At 63.6% G+C, this 17,180-nt stretch carries 14 protein-coding genes; 9 read left to right on the top strand and 5 right to left on the bottom strand.

Features of this window, described 5'->3' with window-relative positions:
• Positions 1–21: 21 nt before the first annotated feature.
• On the top strand, positions 22–579 hold the full coding sequence (locus tag CKW37_RS06550) for a PadR family transcriptional regulator (RefSeq protein WP_095154865.1): 558 nt from the start codon (positions 22–24) through the stop codon (positions 577–579).
• Entirely contained in the window at positions 576–1,343 is a 768-nt protein-coding gene (locus CKW37_RS06545; protein ID WP_095154864.1) for a siderophore-interacting protein, read from the top strand. The genes CKW37_RS06550 and CKW37_RS06545 overlap by 4 nt, the downstream gene beginning before the upstream one ends.
• A 13-nt stretch (positions 1,344–1,356) precedes the next feature.
• Here the strand turns inward: CKW37_RS06545 and CKW37_RS06540 are convergent, their stop codons facing one another.
• A complete protein-coding gene (locus tag CKW37_RS06540; protein ID WP_095154863.1) occupies positions 1,357–2,007 on the bottom strand; it encodes a Pr6Pr family membrane protein in 651 nt (216 codons plus the stop codon).
• A 4-nt stretch (positions 2,008–2,011) separates the two neighbouring features.
• Entirely contained in the window at positions 2,012–2,245 is a 234-nt protein-coding gene (locus tag CKW37_RS06535) for a VF530 family DNA-binding protein (protein ID WP_095154862.1), read from the bottom strand.
• A gap of 182 nt (positions 2,246–2,427) precedes the next feature.
• On the opposite strand from CKW37_RS06535, the gene CKW37_RS06530 reads away from it, so the two are divergent.
• From CKW37_RS06530 to CKW37_RS06520, 3 genes are all read left to right on the top strand, one after another.
• Positions 2,428–4,485: a TonB-dependent receptor gene (locus CKW37_RS06530; protein WP_095154861.1), complete on the top strand. Its 2,058-nt coding sequence runs from the start codon at positions 2,428–2,430 to the stop codon at positions 4,483–4,485.
• A gap of 229 nt (positions 4,486–4,714) precedes the next feature.
• Entirely contained in the window at positions 4,715–6,052 is a 1,338-nt protein-coding gene (locus tag CKW37_RS06525; RefSeq protein WP_095154860.1) for a carbohydrate porin, read from the top strand.
• A gap of 44 nt (positions 6,053–6,096) precedes the next feature.
• A complete protein-coding gene (locus CKW37_RS06520; protein WP_095154859.1) occupies positions 6,097–8,514 on the top strand; it encodes a glucose/quinate/shikimate family membrane-bound PQQ-dependent dehydrogenase in 2,418 nt (805 codons plus the stop codon).
• Between the two features lie 60 nt (positions 8,515–8,574).
• Here the strand turns inward: CKW37_RS06520 and CKW37_RS06515 are convergent, their stop codons facing one another.
• Positions 8,575–9,024, bottom strand: coding sequence for a ubiquitin-conjugating enzyme family protein (locus CKW37_RS06515; protein WP_095154858.1), 450 nt, complete (start codon positions 9,022–9,024; stop codon positions 8,575–8,577).
• A gap of 181 nt (positions 9,025–9,205) precedes the next feature.
• Between CKW37_RS06515 and lon the strand changes: the two genes are divergently transcribed.
• Together lon and CKW37_RS06505 are read left to right on the top strand one after the other, a co-directional pair.
• On the top strand, positions 9,206–11,629 hold the full coding sequence (gene lon, locus CKW37_RS06510; RefSeq protein WP_095154857.1) for an endopeptidase La: 2,424 nt from the start codon (positions 9,206–9,208) through the stop codon (positions 11,627–11,629).
• Between the two features lie 107 nt (positions 11,630–11,736).
• Positions 11,737–12,135 carry a protease inhibitor I42 family protein gene (locus CKW37_RS06505; protein WP_095154856.1) on the top strand — a complete coding sequence of 133 codons (399 nt, stop codon included), beginning with the start codon at positions 11,737–11,739 and terminating at the stop codon, positions 12,133–12,135.
• Here CKW37_RS06505 and CKW37_RS06500 read toward each other — a convergent pair.
• Together CKW37_RS06500 and CKW37_RS06495 are read right to left on the bottom strand one after the other, a co-directional pair.
• Positions 12,132–13,142, bottom strand: coding sequence for an alpha-xenorhabdolysin family binary toxin subunit B (locus CKW37_RS06500; RefSeq protein ID WP_095154855.1), 1,011 nt, complete (start codon positions 13,140–13,142; stop codon positions 12,132–12,134). The genes CKW37_RS06505 and CKW37_RS06500 overlap by 4 nt on opposite strands.
• Positions 13,139–14,350 carry an alpha-xenorhabdolysin family binary toxin subunit A gene (locus CKW37_RS06495; RefSeq protein ID WP_095154854.1) on the bottom strand — a complete coding sequence of 404 codons (1,212 nt, stop codon included), beginning with the start codon at positions 14,348–14,350 and terminating at the stop codon, positions 13,139–13,141. The genes CKW37_RS06500 and CKW37_RS06495 overlap by 4 nt, the downstream gene beginning before the upstream one ends.
• A gap of 233 nt (positions 14,351–14,583) precedes the next feature.
• Between CKW37_RS06495 and cmoA the strand changes: the two genes are divergently transcribed.
• Positions 14,584–15,327, top strand: a complete 744-nt coding sequence (gene cmoA / locus CKW37_RS06490) for a carboxy-S-adenosyl-L-methionine synthase CmoA (protein ID WP_095154853.1) — start codon at positions 14,584–14,586, stop codon at positions 15,325–15,327.
• Positions 15,324–16,280: a tRNA 5-methoxyuridine(34)/uridine 5-oxyacetic acid(34) synthase CmoB gene (gene cmoB, locus CKW37_RS06485; protein ID WP_095154852.1), complete on the top strand. Its 957-nt coding sequence runs from the start codon at positions 15,324–15,326 to the stop codon at positions 16,278–16,280. Before cmoA ends, cmoB begins: the two co-directional genes overlap by 4 nt.
• Positions 16,281–17,180: the final 900 nt, after the last annotated feature.

Genomic DNA, 17,180 nt, shown 5'->3' with positions numbered 1-17,180 from the left:
TAAGCACACAGGAGAAACCTCATGCGCGATTTCCCCCACGGCCCCCGCGAATCCGAGGGCTTCGAACGCCGTCGCGAACGCGGCGACCGCGGCCCCCGGGTCTTCGCTCCGGGTGACCTGAAACTGCTGCTGTTGGCGATGCTCGCCGAGCAGCCCTGCCACGGCTACGACCTTATCCGCCAGATCGAAAGCCTGTTCGACGGCAACTACAGCCCGAGCCCGGGCGTGATCTACCCGACCCTGACCTTTCTCGAAGAAAGCGAACTGATCAGCGGCGAAATCGACGGCAGCAAAAAGCTCTACCGCGCCACCGACGCCGGGCGCCAATCCCTCGAAGATCAGGCCGTGGCGCTCGACGGCGTGCGCATGCGCATCGAAGTCAGCAAGCGCTCGCTGCGCGGGCACGACCGTCCGCCGGAGATCCACGAAGCCGTTCACAACCTGCGCCATGCCCTGCAGATGCACAGCGGGCGCTGGAACCCACAAGAAATCGAGCGGGTGCGCAACCTGCTCAACCAAACCGCGAAAGCCATCGTTGCCGGCCCGGCAACCTCCCCTTCCCAGGAGCCATCCGAATGACTGTGAGCGAAAACACCATCCACCGCGTCATGCACGAGATCAAACACCGCCAGTTGACCGTGCTGCGGGTCACCGACCTGACCCCGCGCATGCGCCGCATCACCCTTGGCGGCGCGCAACTGCAAGGCTTCATCAGCCTCGGCAGCGATGACCACGTCAAACTGCTGTTCGCCAACAACGCCGAAGAACAGGCGGCCATGGACGCCGTCGACCTGCCCAAGGAAGGCGTGAAGCCGACCATGCGCGAATACACCCCGCGGCGCATCGACCTGACCAACAACGAGCTGGACCTGGACTTCGTCCTCCACGGCGACGGCCCTGCCTCGACCTGGGCCGCCCAGGCCGCGCCCGGCCAGAAACTGAACATCGCCGGCCCGCGCGGCTCGCTGGTGGTGCCGGACATCTTCGACAGCTACCTGCTGGTGGGCGATGAAACCGCGATCCCGGCCATCGGTCGCCGCCTGGAAGAATTATCAGCCGGTCGCAAGGTGCTGGTGCTGGTTGAAATTGAAGACGCACAAGAACGCCAGCCGCTGCCGAGCAAGGCCGAGGTCGAGGTGATCTGGATCGAGCGGCACAAGCAGAATGTGCTGGATGTATTGGCCGAGGTGAGCCTGCCGCCAGGCGAACTGTACGCCTGGGTGGCGCTGGAAAAAGGCCTGACCCGCAAGGCCAAGGCGCTGCTGCTGGAAGAAAAAGGTGTGTCGGAAGACCGCCTCAAGGCTGCCGCCTACTGGCGTCTGGACGGCACCGCCGACGAGTGACGGCGTAAGTCAATCAGGGCTGCGTCCTGGCTCGCGCCAGGCGCTTGCCCTGCCAGCGGTCCAGACCAATGACACACACGCCGAGGACGATAAACGCGCCGAGCATCGCCAGCGCATTGCGCACTACCTGGGGGTAGCCCAAGGTCGCCACATCGATGAACGGGTACGGGTAAAACCCGACCCAATGGCCGCGCAACAGCGCGTAGCCGAAATACCCCAGCGGGTACAGCAACCAGGCCGCCAGATGCCTGAGCCGCAACGCGCCCTTCTCCACCCGCAGCCACCAATACACCGCGAACAACGCCGGCATGACGTCGTGCAGCAAGCCGTCCGCCAGCCATTGCCAGCCCTCGGGCTGCCAGAGATGGCGCAGCAACAGGCTGTAGGCCACAGCGACGAAGACAATACTGACCAACACGCCGGAACCTACCCACGGCGACAACCAGAAACGCCGCGCCGCCGACTCACGGCCGAACGCCGCCTGGGTCAGCACGGTGGCGACCAGCACATTGCTGAGCACGGTGAAAAAACCGAAGAGATTGACCAGCCCGCCCAACAGGCTGGCCTGGTCCTGCCAGCGCGCCCACAGCACCAGGTACAACTGGATCGCCAGGCCGAACCAGCCGAGGCAGGCCGCCGCGCCGGTCCAGTGTCGCGCGGTCATCGCCTTACTGCCCGCGTTTGATATCGCGCAGCATCTTCAGGTACAGGCTTTCGACTTTCTCACGGGCCCACGGCGTCTTGCGCAGGAAGGTCAGGCTCGACTTGATGCTCGGGTCGCTCTTGAAACAGCGCAGGTCGATGCGCTGCCCCAGCCCGTCCCATTGGTAGTGCGCCACCAGCGCGGTGAGGATGTTTTCCAGTGTCACGCCATGCAGCGGATTCTTGTCAGCGGCGCTCATGCCTGTCTCCAGCAAAACAAAGGTGCGCACCTTAGCCCAGGTGTCGGCGCGCGTCTGCCTCTTTCATCCGGATCGAGGCTTTCAGGAGTCTAGCTGGCGGGATGCGCCACGAGAGGGATTGCATTTTGATTTCACGGCAATGTTATAGTGTAACGACAAATGACCTCTGCCAAGGACCTTGCATGCGTTACCTCCCGCTCCCCCTTTCACCCCTTGCCGTCGCCCTCTGGCTTGCCAGCTCACCAAGCCAGGCGCTGGAATTGCAACCTCAGGTAGTCACTGCCAACCCGTTGGGCAACGCGCAACTGGCCACGCCGAGCAGCGTGCTGGAAGGTGACCAGTTACTGCTGCAACAGAAAGGCAGCCTCGGTGAAACCCTCAACAACCAGCCCGGCGTGTCCTCGACCTGGTTCGGCCCGGGCGCCAGCCGGCCGATCATTCGCGGTCTGGACGGCGACCGCATTCGCCTGCTGCGCAACGGCGTCGGTGCGCTGGACGCTTCGGCGCTGTCCTACGACCACGCCGTTCCGCTGGACCCGGTGAACATCGAGCGCGTGGAAATCGTCCGCGGTCCCGCCGCCCTGCTCTATGGCGGCAGCGCCATCGGCGGGGTGGTCAATACCTTCGATAACCGCATTCCCACCGAAGCCATCGAAGGCATCCACGGTGCTGGCGAACTGAGATACGGTGGCGCCGACACCACCCGCAGCAGCGCCGGCAAACTGGAAGCGGGCGACGGTCGTTTCGCCCTGCACCTGGACGCCAACAGCCGTCAGTTCAATGACCTGCGCATTCCCGGATACGCGCAAAGCGCGAAGGTTCGCGATGCCGACGAACCCGGCAGCCGTCACCGTCTGGAAAACAGCGACGGTCGCCAGGACGGCGGCGCCATCGGCGGTTCCTACACCTGGGAGCATGGCTACACTGGCCTGTCCTACAGCCGCTACGATTCCAACTACGGCTCGGTGGCGGAACCCGGCGTGCGCCTGGCGATGGAGCAGGATCACTACGGATTCGCCTCGGAAATCCGCGACCTCGACGGCCCGTTCAGTTCGCTGAAATTCGACCTGGGCTACACCGATTACCAACACCGCGAACTGGAAGAAGGCGAGGTTCACACCACCTTCAAGAACAAGGGTTACGAGGCCCGCGTCGAAGCCCGGCATCAGCCGCTGGGCCCGGTGGAAGGGGTGATCGGCGCGCAGGTCAGCCGCAACGAATTCTCGGCCTTGGGTGAAGAAGCTTTCGTCCCGCAGACCGATACCAACAGCGTCGCGCTGTTCATCCTGGAACAGTGGCAAGCCACCGAGCGCCTCAACCTGAGCCTGGGCGGTCGCCTGGAACACACGCGGGTCGATCCCGACAGCAAAGGCAGCGAGCGTTTCGCCGAGGCCGACAGCGCCAGCAGCTTCACCGCCGCCAGCCTGTCCTCCGGCGCGGTGTACCGCTTGACGCCGGTCTGGTCGCTGGCCGCGAGCCTCGGCTACACCGAGCGCGCGCCGACCTTCTACGAGCTGTACGCCAACGGCGCCCACGTCGCCACCGGCAGCTACGAGGTGGGCGATCCGAACCTGTCGAAAGAGAAAGCCATCGCCAGCGACCTGGCCCTGCGTTTCGACAACGGCACGCACAAAGGCAGCGTCGGGGTGTTCTACAGCCACTTCAGCAACTACATCGGCCTGCTGGCCAGCGGCGAAATGCGCGAAGGCCATGACCACGGCGACGACGATCATGACCATGATGACCACGACCACGATCATGACCACGCAGGCGACGTGCCCGAGTACCTCTACCGCGGCGTGCGTGCGCGCTTCTACGGCATCGAGGCGCAGGACCGCTGGCAACTGCTGGAAAACCGCTATGGCAGCTTCGCCCTGGAGCTGTCCGGCGACTACACCCGCGCGAAGAACCTCGACACCGGCGAAGACCTGCCGCGCATCGCCCCGCTGCGCCTGAACAGCGGGCTGCTGTGGAACCTCGAGCGCTGGCAGGCGCGGATCGACGTGCAACACGCCGCCTCGCAGCACCGCAAGCCGGGCAACGAAACCAGCACCGATGGCTACACCACTCTCGGGGCAAGCCTCGGCTACCGCTTCAATGTCGGTGAAAGCGAGTGGCTGGCGTTCGTCCGCGGCGAGAACCTGACGGACCAGACGGTGCGCTATGCCAGCTCGATCCTGCGGGATATCGTGCCGGCGGCCGGGCGCAGTGTGGAAGTCGGTTTGCGTACGACGTTCTGACTTTTTGCAGGCCTTCGGACGCTTCGTCGCGAAGGCCTGCAAGCAGGATTGTTACCAATCCCACAACACTCCATCGCTAGGCTCCGCCTTTCCAATCCCCGCGATCCTCTATATTCTCCCGCCCCAAGCTGAAACGCTTAATCCACCAAAATCACTACACAATCCTGGCGATCCTCCACCCGCCGGGACATTTGCCGTTTTTTCAACACTCAAAAGATAGCGCTATCTCATGCCTCGCTTCCCTGCTCCCCGCCTCCTTGCCGCGCCGCTGCTGTGCGCTTTCGCCGGTGCCGCCCACGGCGCTTCGCTGTTCGATACCGACTCGCCGTGGATGCTCGGCGACTGGAACGGCAGCCGCACCGAACTGGCCGAACGCGGCTACGACTTCAGCCTCACCTACACCGGGGAAATGGGCAGCAACCTGCGAGGCGGCCATGACCACGACCGCACCGCCCGCTACAGCGACCAGTTCGGCTTCGGCAGCCATCTGGACCTGGAGAAGATCCTCGGCTGGCACGACGCTGAGTTCCAGTTGACCGTCACCGAGCGCCACGGCAACAACATCAGCAACGACCGCATCAACGACCCGCGCGTCGGCGGCTTCACCTCGGCCCAGGAAGTCTGGGGCCGCGGCCAGACCTGGCGGCTGACGCAGATGTGGGTCAAACAGAAGTACTTCGACGGCGCGCTGGACGTGAAAGTGGGCCGCTTCGGCGAAGGCGAGGATTTCAACAGCTTCCCCTGCGATTTCCAGAACCTGGCCTTCTGCGGTTCGCAGGTCGGCAACTGGGTTGGCGACAGTTGGTACAACTGGCCGGTCAGCCAGTGGGCGGCGCGGGTGCGCTACAACCTGACGCCCGAGCTGTACGCGCAGGCCGGCGCCTTCGAGCAGAACCCGTCCAACCTCGACCGGCAGAACGGTTTCAAGCTCAGCGGCAGCGGCACCCAAGGCGCGATGTTTCCGCTTGAACTGGTCTGGAGCCCGGCAGTCAGAGGCCTCAAAGGGGAATATCGCGCCGGCTACTACTACAGTAATGCCAAGGCAAACGATGTTTACCGCGACAACGACGATCACGCTGCGGCAATGAGTGGCCAGGCCTACGCCCGTCATGCGGGCAAGTACGGATTCTGGCTGGGGGCGCAGCAGCAGGTGACGTCGCTGGCAAGCGACCATTCCCGTGGCCTCAGCGTTTTCGCCAATGCCACGCTGCACGATAAGAAGACCAATGCCATCGACAACTATGTTCAGGCAGGTGTGGTGTACAAGGGGCCGTTCGATGCCCGCGCCAAGGACGACATCGGCTTCGCCCTGGCCCGCGTGCACGTCAATCCCGCCTACCGCAAGAACGCCGAGACGCGCAATGCCGTCGCCGGCGTCGACACCTACGACGACTCCACTTTCCTGCCGGTCCAGGACACCGAATACAGCGCCGAGCTGTATTACGGCATTCACCTGGCCGACTGGCTCACCGTGCGCCCGAACCTGCAGTACATCCGCCATCCGGGCGGCGTCAGCGAGGTGGACGACGCGCTGATTGGTGGCCTGAAGATCCAGAGCAGCTTTTAACCGGCCCCCGGGCCTGACGTTTTCAACATGATGGAGAACTGACGATGAGCACTGAGGGTGCCCTGAGTAGAACCCGCTGGTTACCGAGACTGCTCGGCGTGCTGCTGTTGCTGATGGGCATGGCCCTGGTGGCCGGCGGTATCAAGCTGATGCAGCTCGATGGTTCGCTGTATTACCTGATCGCCGGGATCGGCTTCGCCGTGTCCGGCGTCCTGCTGCTGGCGCTGCGCAAGCATGCCCTGGGCCTGTATGGCCTGGTGCTGCTGGGCAGCACCGCCTGGGCACTGTGGGAAGTCGGCCTGGATTGGTGGCAACTGGTGCCGCGCCTGGCCCTGTGGTTCGCCATCGGCGTGGTCTTGCTGCTGCCGTGGGCGCGGCGTCCGCTGCGCGGCCTGGCCGGTCAGCCGGCGCGCGTCAACATCGCGCTGCTGAGCGTGGCCGTCGTGGCCTCCGGCGCCACCGCCATCGCCAGCCAATTCACCTACCCCGGCGAGATCAAGGGTGAGCTGGGGCGCGACACCACCACCCTGGGCAGCACCGCCCCGGACATGCCCGACGGCGACTGGCAGGCCTATGGCCGCACCGAGTTCGGCGACCGCTACTCGCCACTGCGCCAGATCACCCCGACCAACATCTATCAGTTGGAAGAAGCCTGGCGCATCCGCACCGGCGACATGCCCACCGACAACGATCCGGTCGAGCTGACCAACCAGAACACTCCGCTGAAGGTCAACGGCATGCTCTACGCCTGCACCGCCCACAGCAAGGTGCTGGCCCTGAACCCCGACACCGGCGCGGAAATCTGGCGCTTCGACCCGCAGATCAAGAGCCCGTCCGGCTTCAAGGGCTTCGCCCACATGACCTGCCGCGGCGTCTCCTACTACGACGAAAACGGCTACGTGAACGCCGACGGCAGCCCGGCGCCGAAAATCTCCGAGGCCGGCCAGGCCGTGGCCCGCGCCTGCCCGCGTCGCCTCTACCTGCCCACCGCCGACGCTCGCCTGATCGCGCTGAACGCCGACAACGGCAAAGTCTGCGAAGGCTTCGGCAACCAGGGCGTGATCGACCTGACCCAAGGCATCGGCCCGTTCACCGCCGGCGGCTACTACTCCACCTCGCCCGCCGCCATCACCCGCGGCCTGGTGATTATCGGCGGCCACGTCACCGACAACGAATCGACCAACGAGCCGTCCGGCGTGATCCGCGCCTACGACGTCCACGACGGTCGCCTGGTGTGGAACTGGGACAGCAACAACCCTGACCAGACCGCGCCGCTCGCCCCCGGCAAGACCTACAGCCGCAACTCGGCGAACATGTGGTCGCTGGCCAGCGTCGACGAGAAACTCGGCATGGTCTACCTGCCGCTGGGCAACCAGACACCGGACCAGTGGGGCGCCGACCGCACCCCGGGCGCAGAGAAATTCAGCGCCGGCATCGTCGCCCTCGACCTGGCCACCGGCAAGGTGCGCTGGAACTACCAGTTCACCCACCACGACCTGTGGGACATGGACGTCGGCAGCCAGCCGACCCTGCTCAACCTGAAGACCGCCGACGGCATCAAGCCGGCGCTGATCGCCCCGACCAAACAGGGCAGCCTATACGTGCTCGACCGTCGCGACGGCAGCGCCATCGTGCCGATCCGTGAGATCCCGGCACCGCAAGGCGCGGTCGAAGGCGACCACACCGCACCGACCCAGGCCCGTTCCGACCTCAACCTGCTCGGCCCGGACCTCACCGAACAGGCCATGTGGGGCGCCAGTCCGTTCGACCAGATGCTCTGCCGCATCCAGTTCCGCCAGTTGCGCTACGAAGGCCAGTACACCCCGCCGTCGGAGCAGGGTTCGCTGGTCTATCCGGGTAACGTCGGCGTGTTCAACTGGGGCAGCGTGTCGGTGGACCCGGTTCGGCAGATCCTGTTCACCAGCCCGAACTACATGGCCTTCGTCTCGAAGATGGTGCCGCGTGCCGCGGTGGCCGAAGGCAGCAAGCGCGAGAGCGAAACCAGCGGCGTGCAACCGAATACCGGCGCGCCATACGCGGTGATCATGCACCCGTTCATGTCGCCGCTGGGCGTGCCGTGCCAGGCCCCGGCCTGGGGCTATGTGGCCGGTATCGACCTGCTCAGCAACAAAGTGGTGTGGAAACACAAGAACGGCACCAGCCGCGACAGCTCGCCGATCCCGATCGGCCTGCCGATCGGCGTGCCGAGCATGGGCGGCTCCATCGTCACCGCCAGCGGCCTCGGCTTCCTCAGCGGCACCCTGGACCAGTATCTGCGCGCCTATGACGTCAACACCGGCAAGGAACTGTGGAAATCCCGCCTGCCGGCGGGCGGCCAGGCGACCCCGATGACCTACACCGGCAAGGACGGCAAGCAGTACGTGCTGGTCACCGCCGGCGGCCACGGCTCGCTGGGCACCAAGATGGGCGATTACATCATCGCTTACAAATTGCCGAACTGAGTGCGGCTGAGGCCCTATCGCCGGCTTGCCGGCGATAGGGCCCTCAAAACCACCGCAAACCTACATGGCAAACTTCCGCGTCCACTCCCGCGCCTTCCGGTCGAACTCCACCCGCATCCGCTGATACTCAAGCGCCGCTTCCAGCTGCAACGCCCCCCGCGGATCCGGATCGACCAGCAACGCACTGACGCTCAACATCACCTTCGCCAGGGTCAGCGCCGGGGTCCAGTTTTCGTCCAGGATATCCAGCCCGACCTCGCCGTCCTCCCCGATATTGGGATGCCACACGGGCGTCTTGAAGCGCAACTTCGGCGGATGATTGGGGTAATCCGGCGGAAACTGCACATCGAGAAAAAACACCCCGCCTTCATACGGGCTGCCCGACGGCCCCATCAACGTCGCCTGCCAATGAAACGGGTCGTCCCCAACCGGCCCCGCGCTGCAATTGGCCGGTGGATCCTTGCTGAAATCATGTAGTTCGCGGTTGATGCGCTTGAGTGCAACGTCCATCGCCTTACCTCCCTGCCCAGTGGTTAACCGACAAACCGTCACAGTAGCATTTGGCAATCACTGCACTAAGCTTCGATCGGCATCGACCGTCCGGTCAGACTCTCCGACAAAATCCGTCAGGCATTGAAACCACCCACCTACCGCCCCATCTAAGCACCATAGTCATTCACGCAGGTGCCCCATGAGCGACCAGCAGGATCTACCGGAACACCCAGACGAATACGCCGAAGTCGAACATCTCGAAGATCACGATCCCACCGGCCGGACCCTCGCCCTGCCCGGCCAACAGTTGCCGGACAAGGTCTACGTCATCCCGATTCACAACCGCCCGTTCTTCCCCGCGCAGGTGCTGCCGGTGATCGTCAACGAAGAACCGTGGGCGGAAACCCTGGACCTGGTGGCGAAAACCCCGCACCACTCCCTGGCGCTGTTCTTCATGGACACGCCGGTCGAAGACCACCGTCATTTCGACACCTCGGCCCTGCCGCTGTACGGCACGCTGGTCAAGGTGCACCACGCCAGCCGCGAGAACGGCAAGCTGCAGTTCGTCGCCCAGGGCCTGACCCGGGTGCGCATCCGCACCTGGCTCAAACACCACCGTCCGCCATACCTGGTGGAAGTCGAATACCCGCACCAGCCCGCCGATCCCACCGACGAGGTGAAGGCCTACGGCATGGCGCTGATCAACGCGATCAAGGAGCTGCTGCCGCTCAACCCGCTGTACAGCGAAGAGCTGAAGAACTACCTCAACCGCTTCAGCCCCAACGATCCATCGCCGCTGACCGACTTCGCCGCAGCCCTGACCTCAGCCACCGGGGTGCAGTTGCAGGAAGTCCTCGACTGCGTGCCGATGCTCAAGCGCATGGAAAAAGTCCTGCCGATGCTGCGCAAGGAAGTCGAAGTCGCGCGGTTGCAGAACGAGATTTCCGCCGAGGTGAACCGGCAGATCGGCGAGCACCAGCGCGAGTTCTTCCTCAAGGAACAGCTCAAGGTCATCCAGCAAGAGCTGGGCCTGACCAAGGACGACCGCAGCGCCGACCTCGAACAGTTCAAGCAGCGCCTGGAAGGCAAGACCCTGCCGCCCGCCGCGAAAAAACGCATCGACGAAGAAATGGGCAAGCTGGCGATCCTCGAAACCGGCTCGCCCGAATACGCCGTCACCCGCAACTACCTGGAATGGGCGACCGCCCTGCCGTGGGGCGTGTACGGCACCGACAAGCTCAGCCTCAAACACGCGCGCAAGGTGCTCGACCAGCACCACGCCGGGCTGGACGACATCAAGGAACGCATCCTCGAATTTCTCGCCGTGGGCGCCTACAAAGGCGAGATCAGCGGTTCCATCGTGCTGCTGGTGGGCCCGCCGGGCGTGGGCAAGACCAGCATCGGCAAGTCCATCGCCGAGTCCTTGGGCCGGCCGTTCTACCGTTTCAGCGTCGGCGGCATGCGTGACGAGGCCGAGATCAAGGGCCATCGCCGCACCTACATCGGCGCCCAACCGGGCAAGCTGGTGCAGGCGCTGAAGGACGTGGAAGTGATGAACCCGGTGATCATGCTCGACGAGATCGACAAGATGGGCCAGAGCTACCAGGGCGACCCGGCCTCGGCACTGCTGGAAACCCTCGACCCGGAGCAGAACGTCGACTTCCTCGACCACTACCTCGACCTGCGCCTGGACCTGTCCAAAGTGCTCTTCGTCTGCACCGCCAACACCCTCGATTCAATCCCCGGTCCGTTGCTCGACCGTATGGAAGTGATCCGCCTGTCGGGCTACATCACCGAGGAAAAACTGGCCATCGCCAAGCGCCACCTGTGGCCCAAGCAGTTGCAGAAAGCCGGTGTGGCCAAGACCAGCCTGAGCATCAGCGACGCAGCCTTGCGCTTGGTGATCGAGGGCTATGCCCGCGAAGCCGGGGTGCGGCAACTGGAAAAACAACTGGGCAAACTGGTGCGCAAGGCCGTGGTGCGCCTGCTCGACGAACCGGACGCCGTCATCAAGATCGGCCCGAAAGACCTCGAGGCGGCGCTGGGCATGCCGGTGTTCCGCAGCGAACAGGTGCTGGCCGGCAAAGGGGTGATCACCGGCCTGGCCTGGACCAGCATGGGCGGCGCCACCCTGCCGATCGAAGCGACCCGCATCCACACCTTGAATCGCGGCTTCAAGCTCACCGGGCAACTGGGTGACGTGATGAAGGAGTCCGCAGAAATCGCCTACAGCTACGTCAGTTCGCACCTGAAGCAGTTCGGCGGTGATCCGACCTTCTTCAACGAAGCCTTCGTCCACCTGCATGTGCCAGAAGGTGCCACGCCGAAGGACGGCCCGAGCGCCGGTATCACCATGGCCACCGCCCTGCTCTCACTGGCCCGCGACCAGTCGCCGAAGAAAGGCGTGGCGATGACCGGCGAGATGACGCTGACCGGGCATGTGTTGCCGATTGGCGGGGTGCGGGAGAAAGTCATTGCGGCGCGGCGGCAGAAGATCTTCGAACTGATCCTGCCGGAAGCCAACCGCGGCGACTTCCAGGAACTGCCGGACTACCTCAAGCAGGGGCTGACCGTGCATTTCGCCAAGCGTTTCGGCGATGTGGCGAAGGTGATGTTCGCCTGATGGTTACCTGGGGGAGCGGGTACGCCCGCTCCCCCAGCACCAGTAGAACCTGAACCTCCATCCGGTTTAAGCTCCGAGCCCATACCCACTCGCGCTCCGGAGCGATCATGACTATCCGCCGTACCGCCCTGCTGTTGGGCGTGAGCCTGCTGGCCGCCTGCTCGCGCGATGCCGTGCAGCCCGAAACCCTTATCGTCGAAAGCCAAAGCCAGTGCCCGATCAACCTGAGCGTTGGCCAGGCCCTGACCCTCAGCCTCCCGAGCAATCCCAGCACCGGCTACCGCTGGCTGCTGCAGAATCCCGCCAACAGCGTACTCACCGCCCTCGGCCCCGAGGTCTACAGCAGCGCCGACACCGACGGCATGGTCGGCAGCGCCGGCCAGTCCACCTGGCGCTTCCGCGCCCGCACCGCCGGCAGCGGCCACCTGCTGCTGGTTTACCAGCAACCCTGGGCGCCCGAGGTCAAGCCCGAGCGGACCTTCGACTGCCAGGTTTCGGTACGCTAGACCGCTTCATAAAGGCGGCGTACGGCCAGCAAGTACCGCGTCATCGCCGCCAACCTGTCCGCCAGGTCCGCCAGGCTGGTCTGCTGCTTCATCACCGCGACCTGCATGGTCCAACTGCGCGTCAGCACCCGCCCTTGCTCCAGCCATTGACTGCGCAGATCGCTCAACACTGTCACGTTGGGCAACTGCCCGAGTTCACGCTCCAGCCCCGCCTGTTTCGCGTCCCAATCGAACAGTTCCCTGCGGATGGCATCGCGTTCGCTCACCAGCCGGTTCCGCGCGCGGGTCAGGTCGAGCAGTTTTCGCCCTTCCATGACGCCCGACAGATTGTCCACGAACCTCTTCGACGCACTTATCAACAGGTCGGAACTCACCCCCTTGCCGGCAAGCGCCTTGGTCACCTGCTCTACCTCCTGTTCCGTAGGAATCAAGCCCTTGAACACTTTGGATACGCTCGGCGTATCGAAGGCGTCGATCACCAACGTCGTGTCGGCAATCCGCGCATCCAGGCTGCTCATACGCCCTCGCTCGCTGGCGATGAGCTTCAGCAGGTTATCGCGCTGTTCGATGAGGCTGGCGGAACGCTGCCCCGTCGCCGGTAGCCTGAGCGCTTCCAGTGCGCGCAACTGCTCCTCGATCTCCATTTCCTTGCTCTCCAGGCGCTCAACATCGCGTTGCGCATCCTGTTCCAGGTCCCGCTCGCGGTTGCGCACAGCCATGTCTCGCTGCTCACCCTGAGCCGGCAGGCGGCGGGCCTCCTCCAGGGATGTGCACAGGTCGTCCCACATATGGTTGCGCAGCAGGACCAACGTACTCAGTACCTGATCGTTGAGCATCCGATCGGTTTTCAGTACCGCACTGGCAAGGTTCTGCGCGCTTTCAACGAACACGGGCAACAGCCCCTGAGTGTCGTTGTAGATAACCTCCAGAATCCGCTCTCTCAAGACGGTCATTTTCGCCACTGCGGGAAGCGGGTAATCATCCACGGGTGTCATGGGATTGTTCATCGAAGGGCTCCTTTGCGGCTGATTTCATCCAGCGTTTCGTTGAAGATCCGCGACAGTTGCGCGGAGAGGCCGCGAATGCTTTCCCACGGCCGCACAACACGCTCGAAGCGGTGGATGAACGTCGCCAGCTTGATGTCGGTATCGATCCGGCGCATTTCCTCCTCCGACTCCTCGACGTACACGCCCAGCATGCTCCAGACATCCTCGAGGTTCTTCGCGGCCGTCTGCACCTCGGTCAGGCGAAACTTCAGGTCGGCGATCTGCAACGAGGTCTTTTCGAAGCTCCCGATCATCGGGCTGATGGCAGCGATTTTCTGTGCCAACGCATCCCGGCGGCATATCAACTCGTTTTTTTCGGCGCGGACTTGCTCGGCCTGCGCGCCATAAATACCGCCAGTAATCGCCACCCCGATCAAGCCGAATGCCAGCCCGGAAAACGCATAGCCCACCAGCGCCTGATACTCGGCACTCTTCTGCGCAATCAAGCCATCCATGGGCTCGATTTCCGCACGCAGCGTACTGATTATTTTCTCGGCCTCGACATTGTTGAGCCGTTGCATCAACCAATCGATTTCCGGGCGCAACTGCTTCACGACCGCATCGGTGAACCAGATTGCCCGCTCCTTGATCGTCGCAATGTCCTGTTTGGCCTCGTCGATGTCTTCCCTGATGAACGAAAGGTAGACCCCGACATTGACGATCTGCGCCTGATCCTTGCTGTCCAGCACCCGGTACGGCAGGTGCTGGAGCGTGACGTCATCCATCACGTCAACCAGGCGTTCACTGAGCCGGCCATAGGCAGCCGTGCTTTTCAACGCGGAGAGCAGGTGGTCGCCCTGTGCGAGGAACTCTTTGGCGAATTGTTCAAGCTGGGTGCCCAGGCGCTTGGACTCACGCTCGATGATGTCCCACGCCTCGGCATGCTTGCGCAGGCTGGCGTAGTGCCTGAGAACGAGATTGGCATCGAGCCCCAGCAGCGCGAAGTTGTGGCCTTCGCTGATTTCGTCAGCACTTTTCGGCAAGCGATAGACGTACTCCACATACCGCTTGATGGATCTCAGGTTGTCGGCGGTAAAAATCAGCGCCGGTTGCATCCTGTTTTTTTCAGTACGTCTGGAAATGACATCGAAATACTGCTTCGGAACGAACTCGGCTCGCTGCTGGCTATCCAGCGCCTGCAGCGACTCATTCTGTTCATGAATGATCATTGGTGTGTCCTCATCAAGAAGTCCTTCCCGGACCTGATTGCTGTCATGGACGACATGACAGGAGGACTACCCTAAGGACCTGCTCGCGCTATGGGAGCCGCCGGGTTCCGTCCTGAAGGGCGGAAACATCCTGTAGAAGCTGCTGAAGACGGGCGCTGGTCCGGTAACTCATAGGCATCCCTTCCCCACTTGGCTAGAATGTCGCCCCGTTTCGACCATCCCGTGTACATACCGTGAGCCAAGAACCCGACCGTCTATTCTCCGCAGCGCTGGATCAGGTGCCCGACTTCACCTTCAACGAAGATGTCGTGCGGGTCTTCCCCGACATGATCAAGCGCTCGGTGCCCGGCTACCCGACCATCGTCGAGAACATCGGCGTCCTCGCCGCGCAGTTCGCCCGCCCGGACACCCTGCTCTATGACCTCGGCAGCTCCCTCGGCGCCGTCACCCAGGCGCTGCGCCGGCATGTGCGCAGCGAAGGTTGCCGGGTACTGGCGGTGGACAATTCGCCGGCCATGGTCGAGCGCTGCACCGAGTACCTCAAGGCGCAGGACGCCATGTACCAGGAGTTGCTGCCGGTACAGGTGATCGAGGCCGACATTACCGCCCTTGAGCTGCAACCGGCGTCGGTGGTGGCGATGAACTTCACCCTGCAATTCGTCGAGCCGGCCGCGCGCCTGGCCCTGCTCGGCAAGATCCGCCAGGCCCTGGTGCCGGGCGGTGCGCTGATCCTCTCGGAAAAACTGCGCTTCGAAGACGCCGAGGAGCACGCGCTGCTCACCGACCTGCATATCGCCTTCAAGCGCGCCAATGGCTACAGCGAACTGGAAATTGCCCAGAAACGCAGCGCCATCGAAAACGTGATGAAACCCGACAGCCTCGAAGAACACCGCGAACGCCTGCTGGCCGCGGGCTTCTCCAAGGTGGTGCCGTGGTTCCAGTGCCTGAACTTCGCCTCTCTGATTGCCTTGCCATGATCGATCTTTCTCCCCTCGTCCGCCGCCTGGCGGGCACGCCCCTGGCGCAATGGTCCCAGGGCCTGCAAGCGCAACTCGACAGCAAACTGGAAAAAGGCCATGGCGACCTGGAGCGCTGGCAAAGCGCGCTGGATGCCCTGCCGGCCCTGACCCCGCGCGACGTTGATCTGGTCAATGGCCTGCGCCTGGACTTCGACTGCGACGACGCCACCCGCGAACAGGCACGCAGTGCCCTGATGGGCCTGTCGCCGTGGCGCAAGGGTCCGTTCGACCTGTTCGGCGTGCACGTCGATACCGAATGGCGTTCGGACTGGAAATGGTCGCGGGTGTCGCCGCACCTCGATCTGCGCGGCAAGCGCGTACTGGATGTCGGCTGCGGCAATGGCTACTACCAGTGGCGCATGCTCGGCGCCGGCGCCGACAGCGTGATCGGCGTCGACCCCAACTGGCTGTTCTTCTGCCAGTTCCAGGCGGTGCAGCGCTACCTGCCGGAACTGCCGGCCTGGCACCTGCCCTTCGCCCTAGAAGACCTGCCCGCAGCACTGGAAGGCTTCGACACCGTGTTCTCCATGGGCGTGTTCTACCATCGCCGTTCGCCCATCGAGCACCTGCTGGCGCTCAAGGATTGCCTGGTCAAAGGCGGCGAACTGGTGCTGGAAACCCTGGTGATCGAAGGCGACGAAAACCAGGTGCTGGTGCCGGAAGACCGCTACGCGCAGATGCGCAACGTCTGGTATCTCCCGTCGGTGCCGGCGCTGGAGCGCTGGCTGCGCCGGGCTGGGTTCCAGGATGTGCGCTGTGTGGATGTCAGCGTGACCAGCGTGGAAGAACAGCGCAGCACCGACTGGATGCGCTATCAGTCGCTCAGCGATTTTCTCGATCCGAATGATCACAGCCTGACCATCGAAGGCCTGCCGGCGCCACGGCGGGCGGTGTTGGTGGCGCGCAAGTAAGGGTTCTTCACGGAATACTGGGGGCTTTGGGCTTGGGAGATCTGAGCTTATCCGTTCGATGCGGCGAGGCTGCCGGCCCCTTTCGCCTTTACGGCGAGTCCATTTTGTCTTGGCAAAATAGACGAAAACCGCTGGCTCCTGCATCCGGCCCTACGCTGCGCTCCGGGTCCCCTCCCTCCGGCGCCTTTCGGGGGCCACGCGGCCTACGACTTGCTTCGCAAGTCTTCACCTCGCGTCTTCGGCTACGCCGAAGGGTGCTGCGCACCTGCCCCCTACAGACACCTCCGCTCGGCCTTCTGACGTCGCAATCTGTGGCGTCTGAACTTGCGCGCATCAAGAGCAACAGCAAAAGCAAATCAGTGGCCCACAAAAACTGCTCACACCGCGCCCCCTGTGGGAGCCGGCTTGCCGGCGATAGCGTCCGCCGCCGAGTAAGCTGTTCCTTGCTCGCAAACCACCTGACCTCATCTGGCAAACCAGCACCAGACTTTGCTTTCGAAGATGCGCCAGTCCAGGCGCCGCCCGTAACTTCGCGACTTCAGGAGGCCGAGCGGAGGTGCCTGTAGGGGCAGTGCGCAGCACCTTCGGCGTTAGCCGAAGACGCGAGTTGAAGACTTGCGAAGCAAGTCGTAGACCGCGTGGCCCCGAAAGGCGCCGGAGCGAGGGGACCCGGAGCGCAGCGTAGGGCCGGATGTGGGAGCGAGCGGTTTTGCCTACTTTTTCCAAGAAAAAAGTAGGCCGCCGTAAGGGCGGAAGGGGCCGGCAGCCTCGCCGCATCGAATGGATAAGTTCGCAAAGCCAAAGCCAAAACCAGGACCAAAGCCCATCGTCCCCGCGATTCCGTGAAGAACCAAAAAAAAGGGCACCCCAAGGGGCGCCCAAAACATTCACCTCGCAAAG

Origin of the sequence: Pseudomonas sp. Irchel 3E13, from assembly GCF_900187455.1 — a bacterium.
Lineage (GTDB): Bacteria > Pseudomonadota > Gammaproteobacteria > Pseudomonadales > Pseudomonadaceae > Aquipseudomonas.
Note: the sequence above shows the minus strand (reverse complement) of the source record. Positions and strands in the feature narration are given on the sequence as shown.

What these genes read in the sequence shown, in the direction of transcription:
- CKW37_RS06525 (WP_095154860.1), top strand. Translation starts at nt 4,715, where the DNA reads ATGCCTCGCTTCCCTGCTCCCCGCCTCCTTGCCGCGCCGCTGCTGTGC.
- CKW37_RS06530 (WP_095154861.1), top strand. Translation starts at nt 2,428, where the DNA reads ATGCGTTACCTCCCGCTCCCCCTTTCACCCCTTGCCGTCGCCCTCTGG.
- CKW37_RS06535 (WP_095154862.1), bottom strand. Translation starts at nt 2,245, where the DNA reads ATGAGCGCCGCTGACAAGAATCCGCTGCATGGCGTGACACTGGAAAAC.
- CKW37_RS06540 (WP_095154863.1), bottom strand. Translation starts at nt 2,007, where the DNA reads ATGACCGCGCGACACTGGACCGGCGCGGCGGCCTGCCTCGGCTGGTTC.
- CKW37_RS06550 (WP_095154865.1), top strand. Translation starts at nt 22, where the DNA reads ATGCGCGATTTCCCCCACGGCCCCCGCGAATCCGAGGGCTTCGAACGC.
- CKW37_RS06500 (WP_095154855.1), bottom strand. Translation starts at nt 13,142, where the DNA reads ATGAACAATCCCATGACACCCGTGGATGATTACCCGCTTCCCGCAGTG.
- CKW37_RS06515 (WP_095154858.1), bottom strand. Translation starts at nt 9,024, where the DNA reads ATGGACGTTGCACTCAAGCGCATCAACCGCGAACTACATGATTTCAGC.
- CKW37_RS06520 (WP_095154859.1), top strand. Translation starts at nt 6,097, where the DNA reads ATGAGCACTGAGGGTGCCCTGAGTAGAACCCGCTGGTTACCGAGACTG.
- CKW37_RS06495 (WP_095154854.1), bottom strand. Translation starts at nt 14,350, where the DNA reads ATGATCATTCATGAACAGAATGAGTCGCTGCAGGCGCTGGATAGCCAG.
- CKW37_RS06505 (WP_095154856.1), top strand. Translation starts at nt 11,737, where the DNA reads ATGACTATCCGCCGTACCGCCCTGCTGTTGGGCGTGAGCCTGCTGGCC.
- CKW37_RS06545 (WP_095154864.1), top strand. Translation starts at nt 576, where the DNA reads ATGACTGTGAGCGAAAACACCATCCACCGCGTCATGCACGAGATCAAA.
- cmoB (WP_095154852.1), top strand. Translation starts at nt 15,324, where the DNA reads ATGATCGATCTTTCTCCCCTCGTCCGCCGCCTGGCGGGCACGCCCCTG.
- lon (WP_095154857.1), top strand. Translation starts at nt 9,206, where the DNA reads ATGAGCGACCAGCAGGATCTACCGGAACACCCAGACGAATACGCCGAA.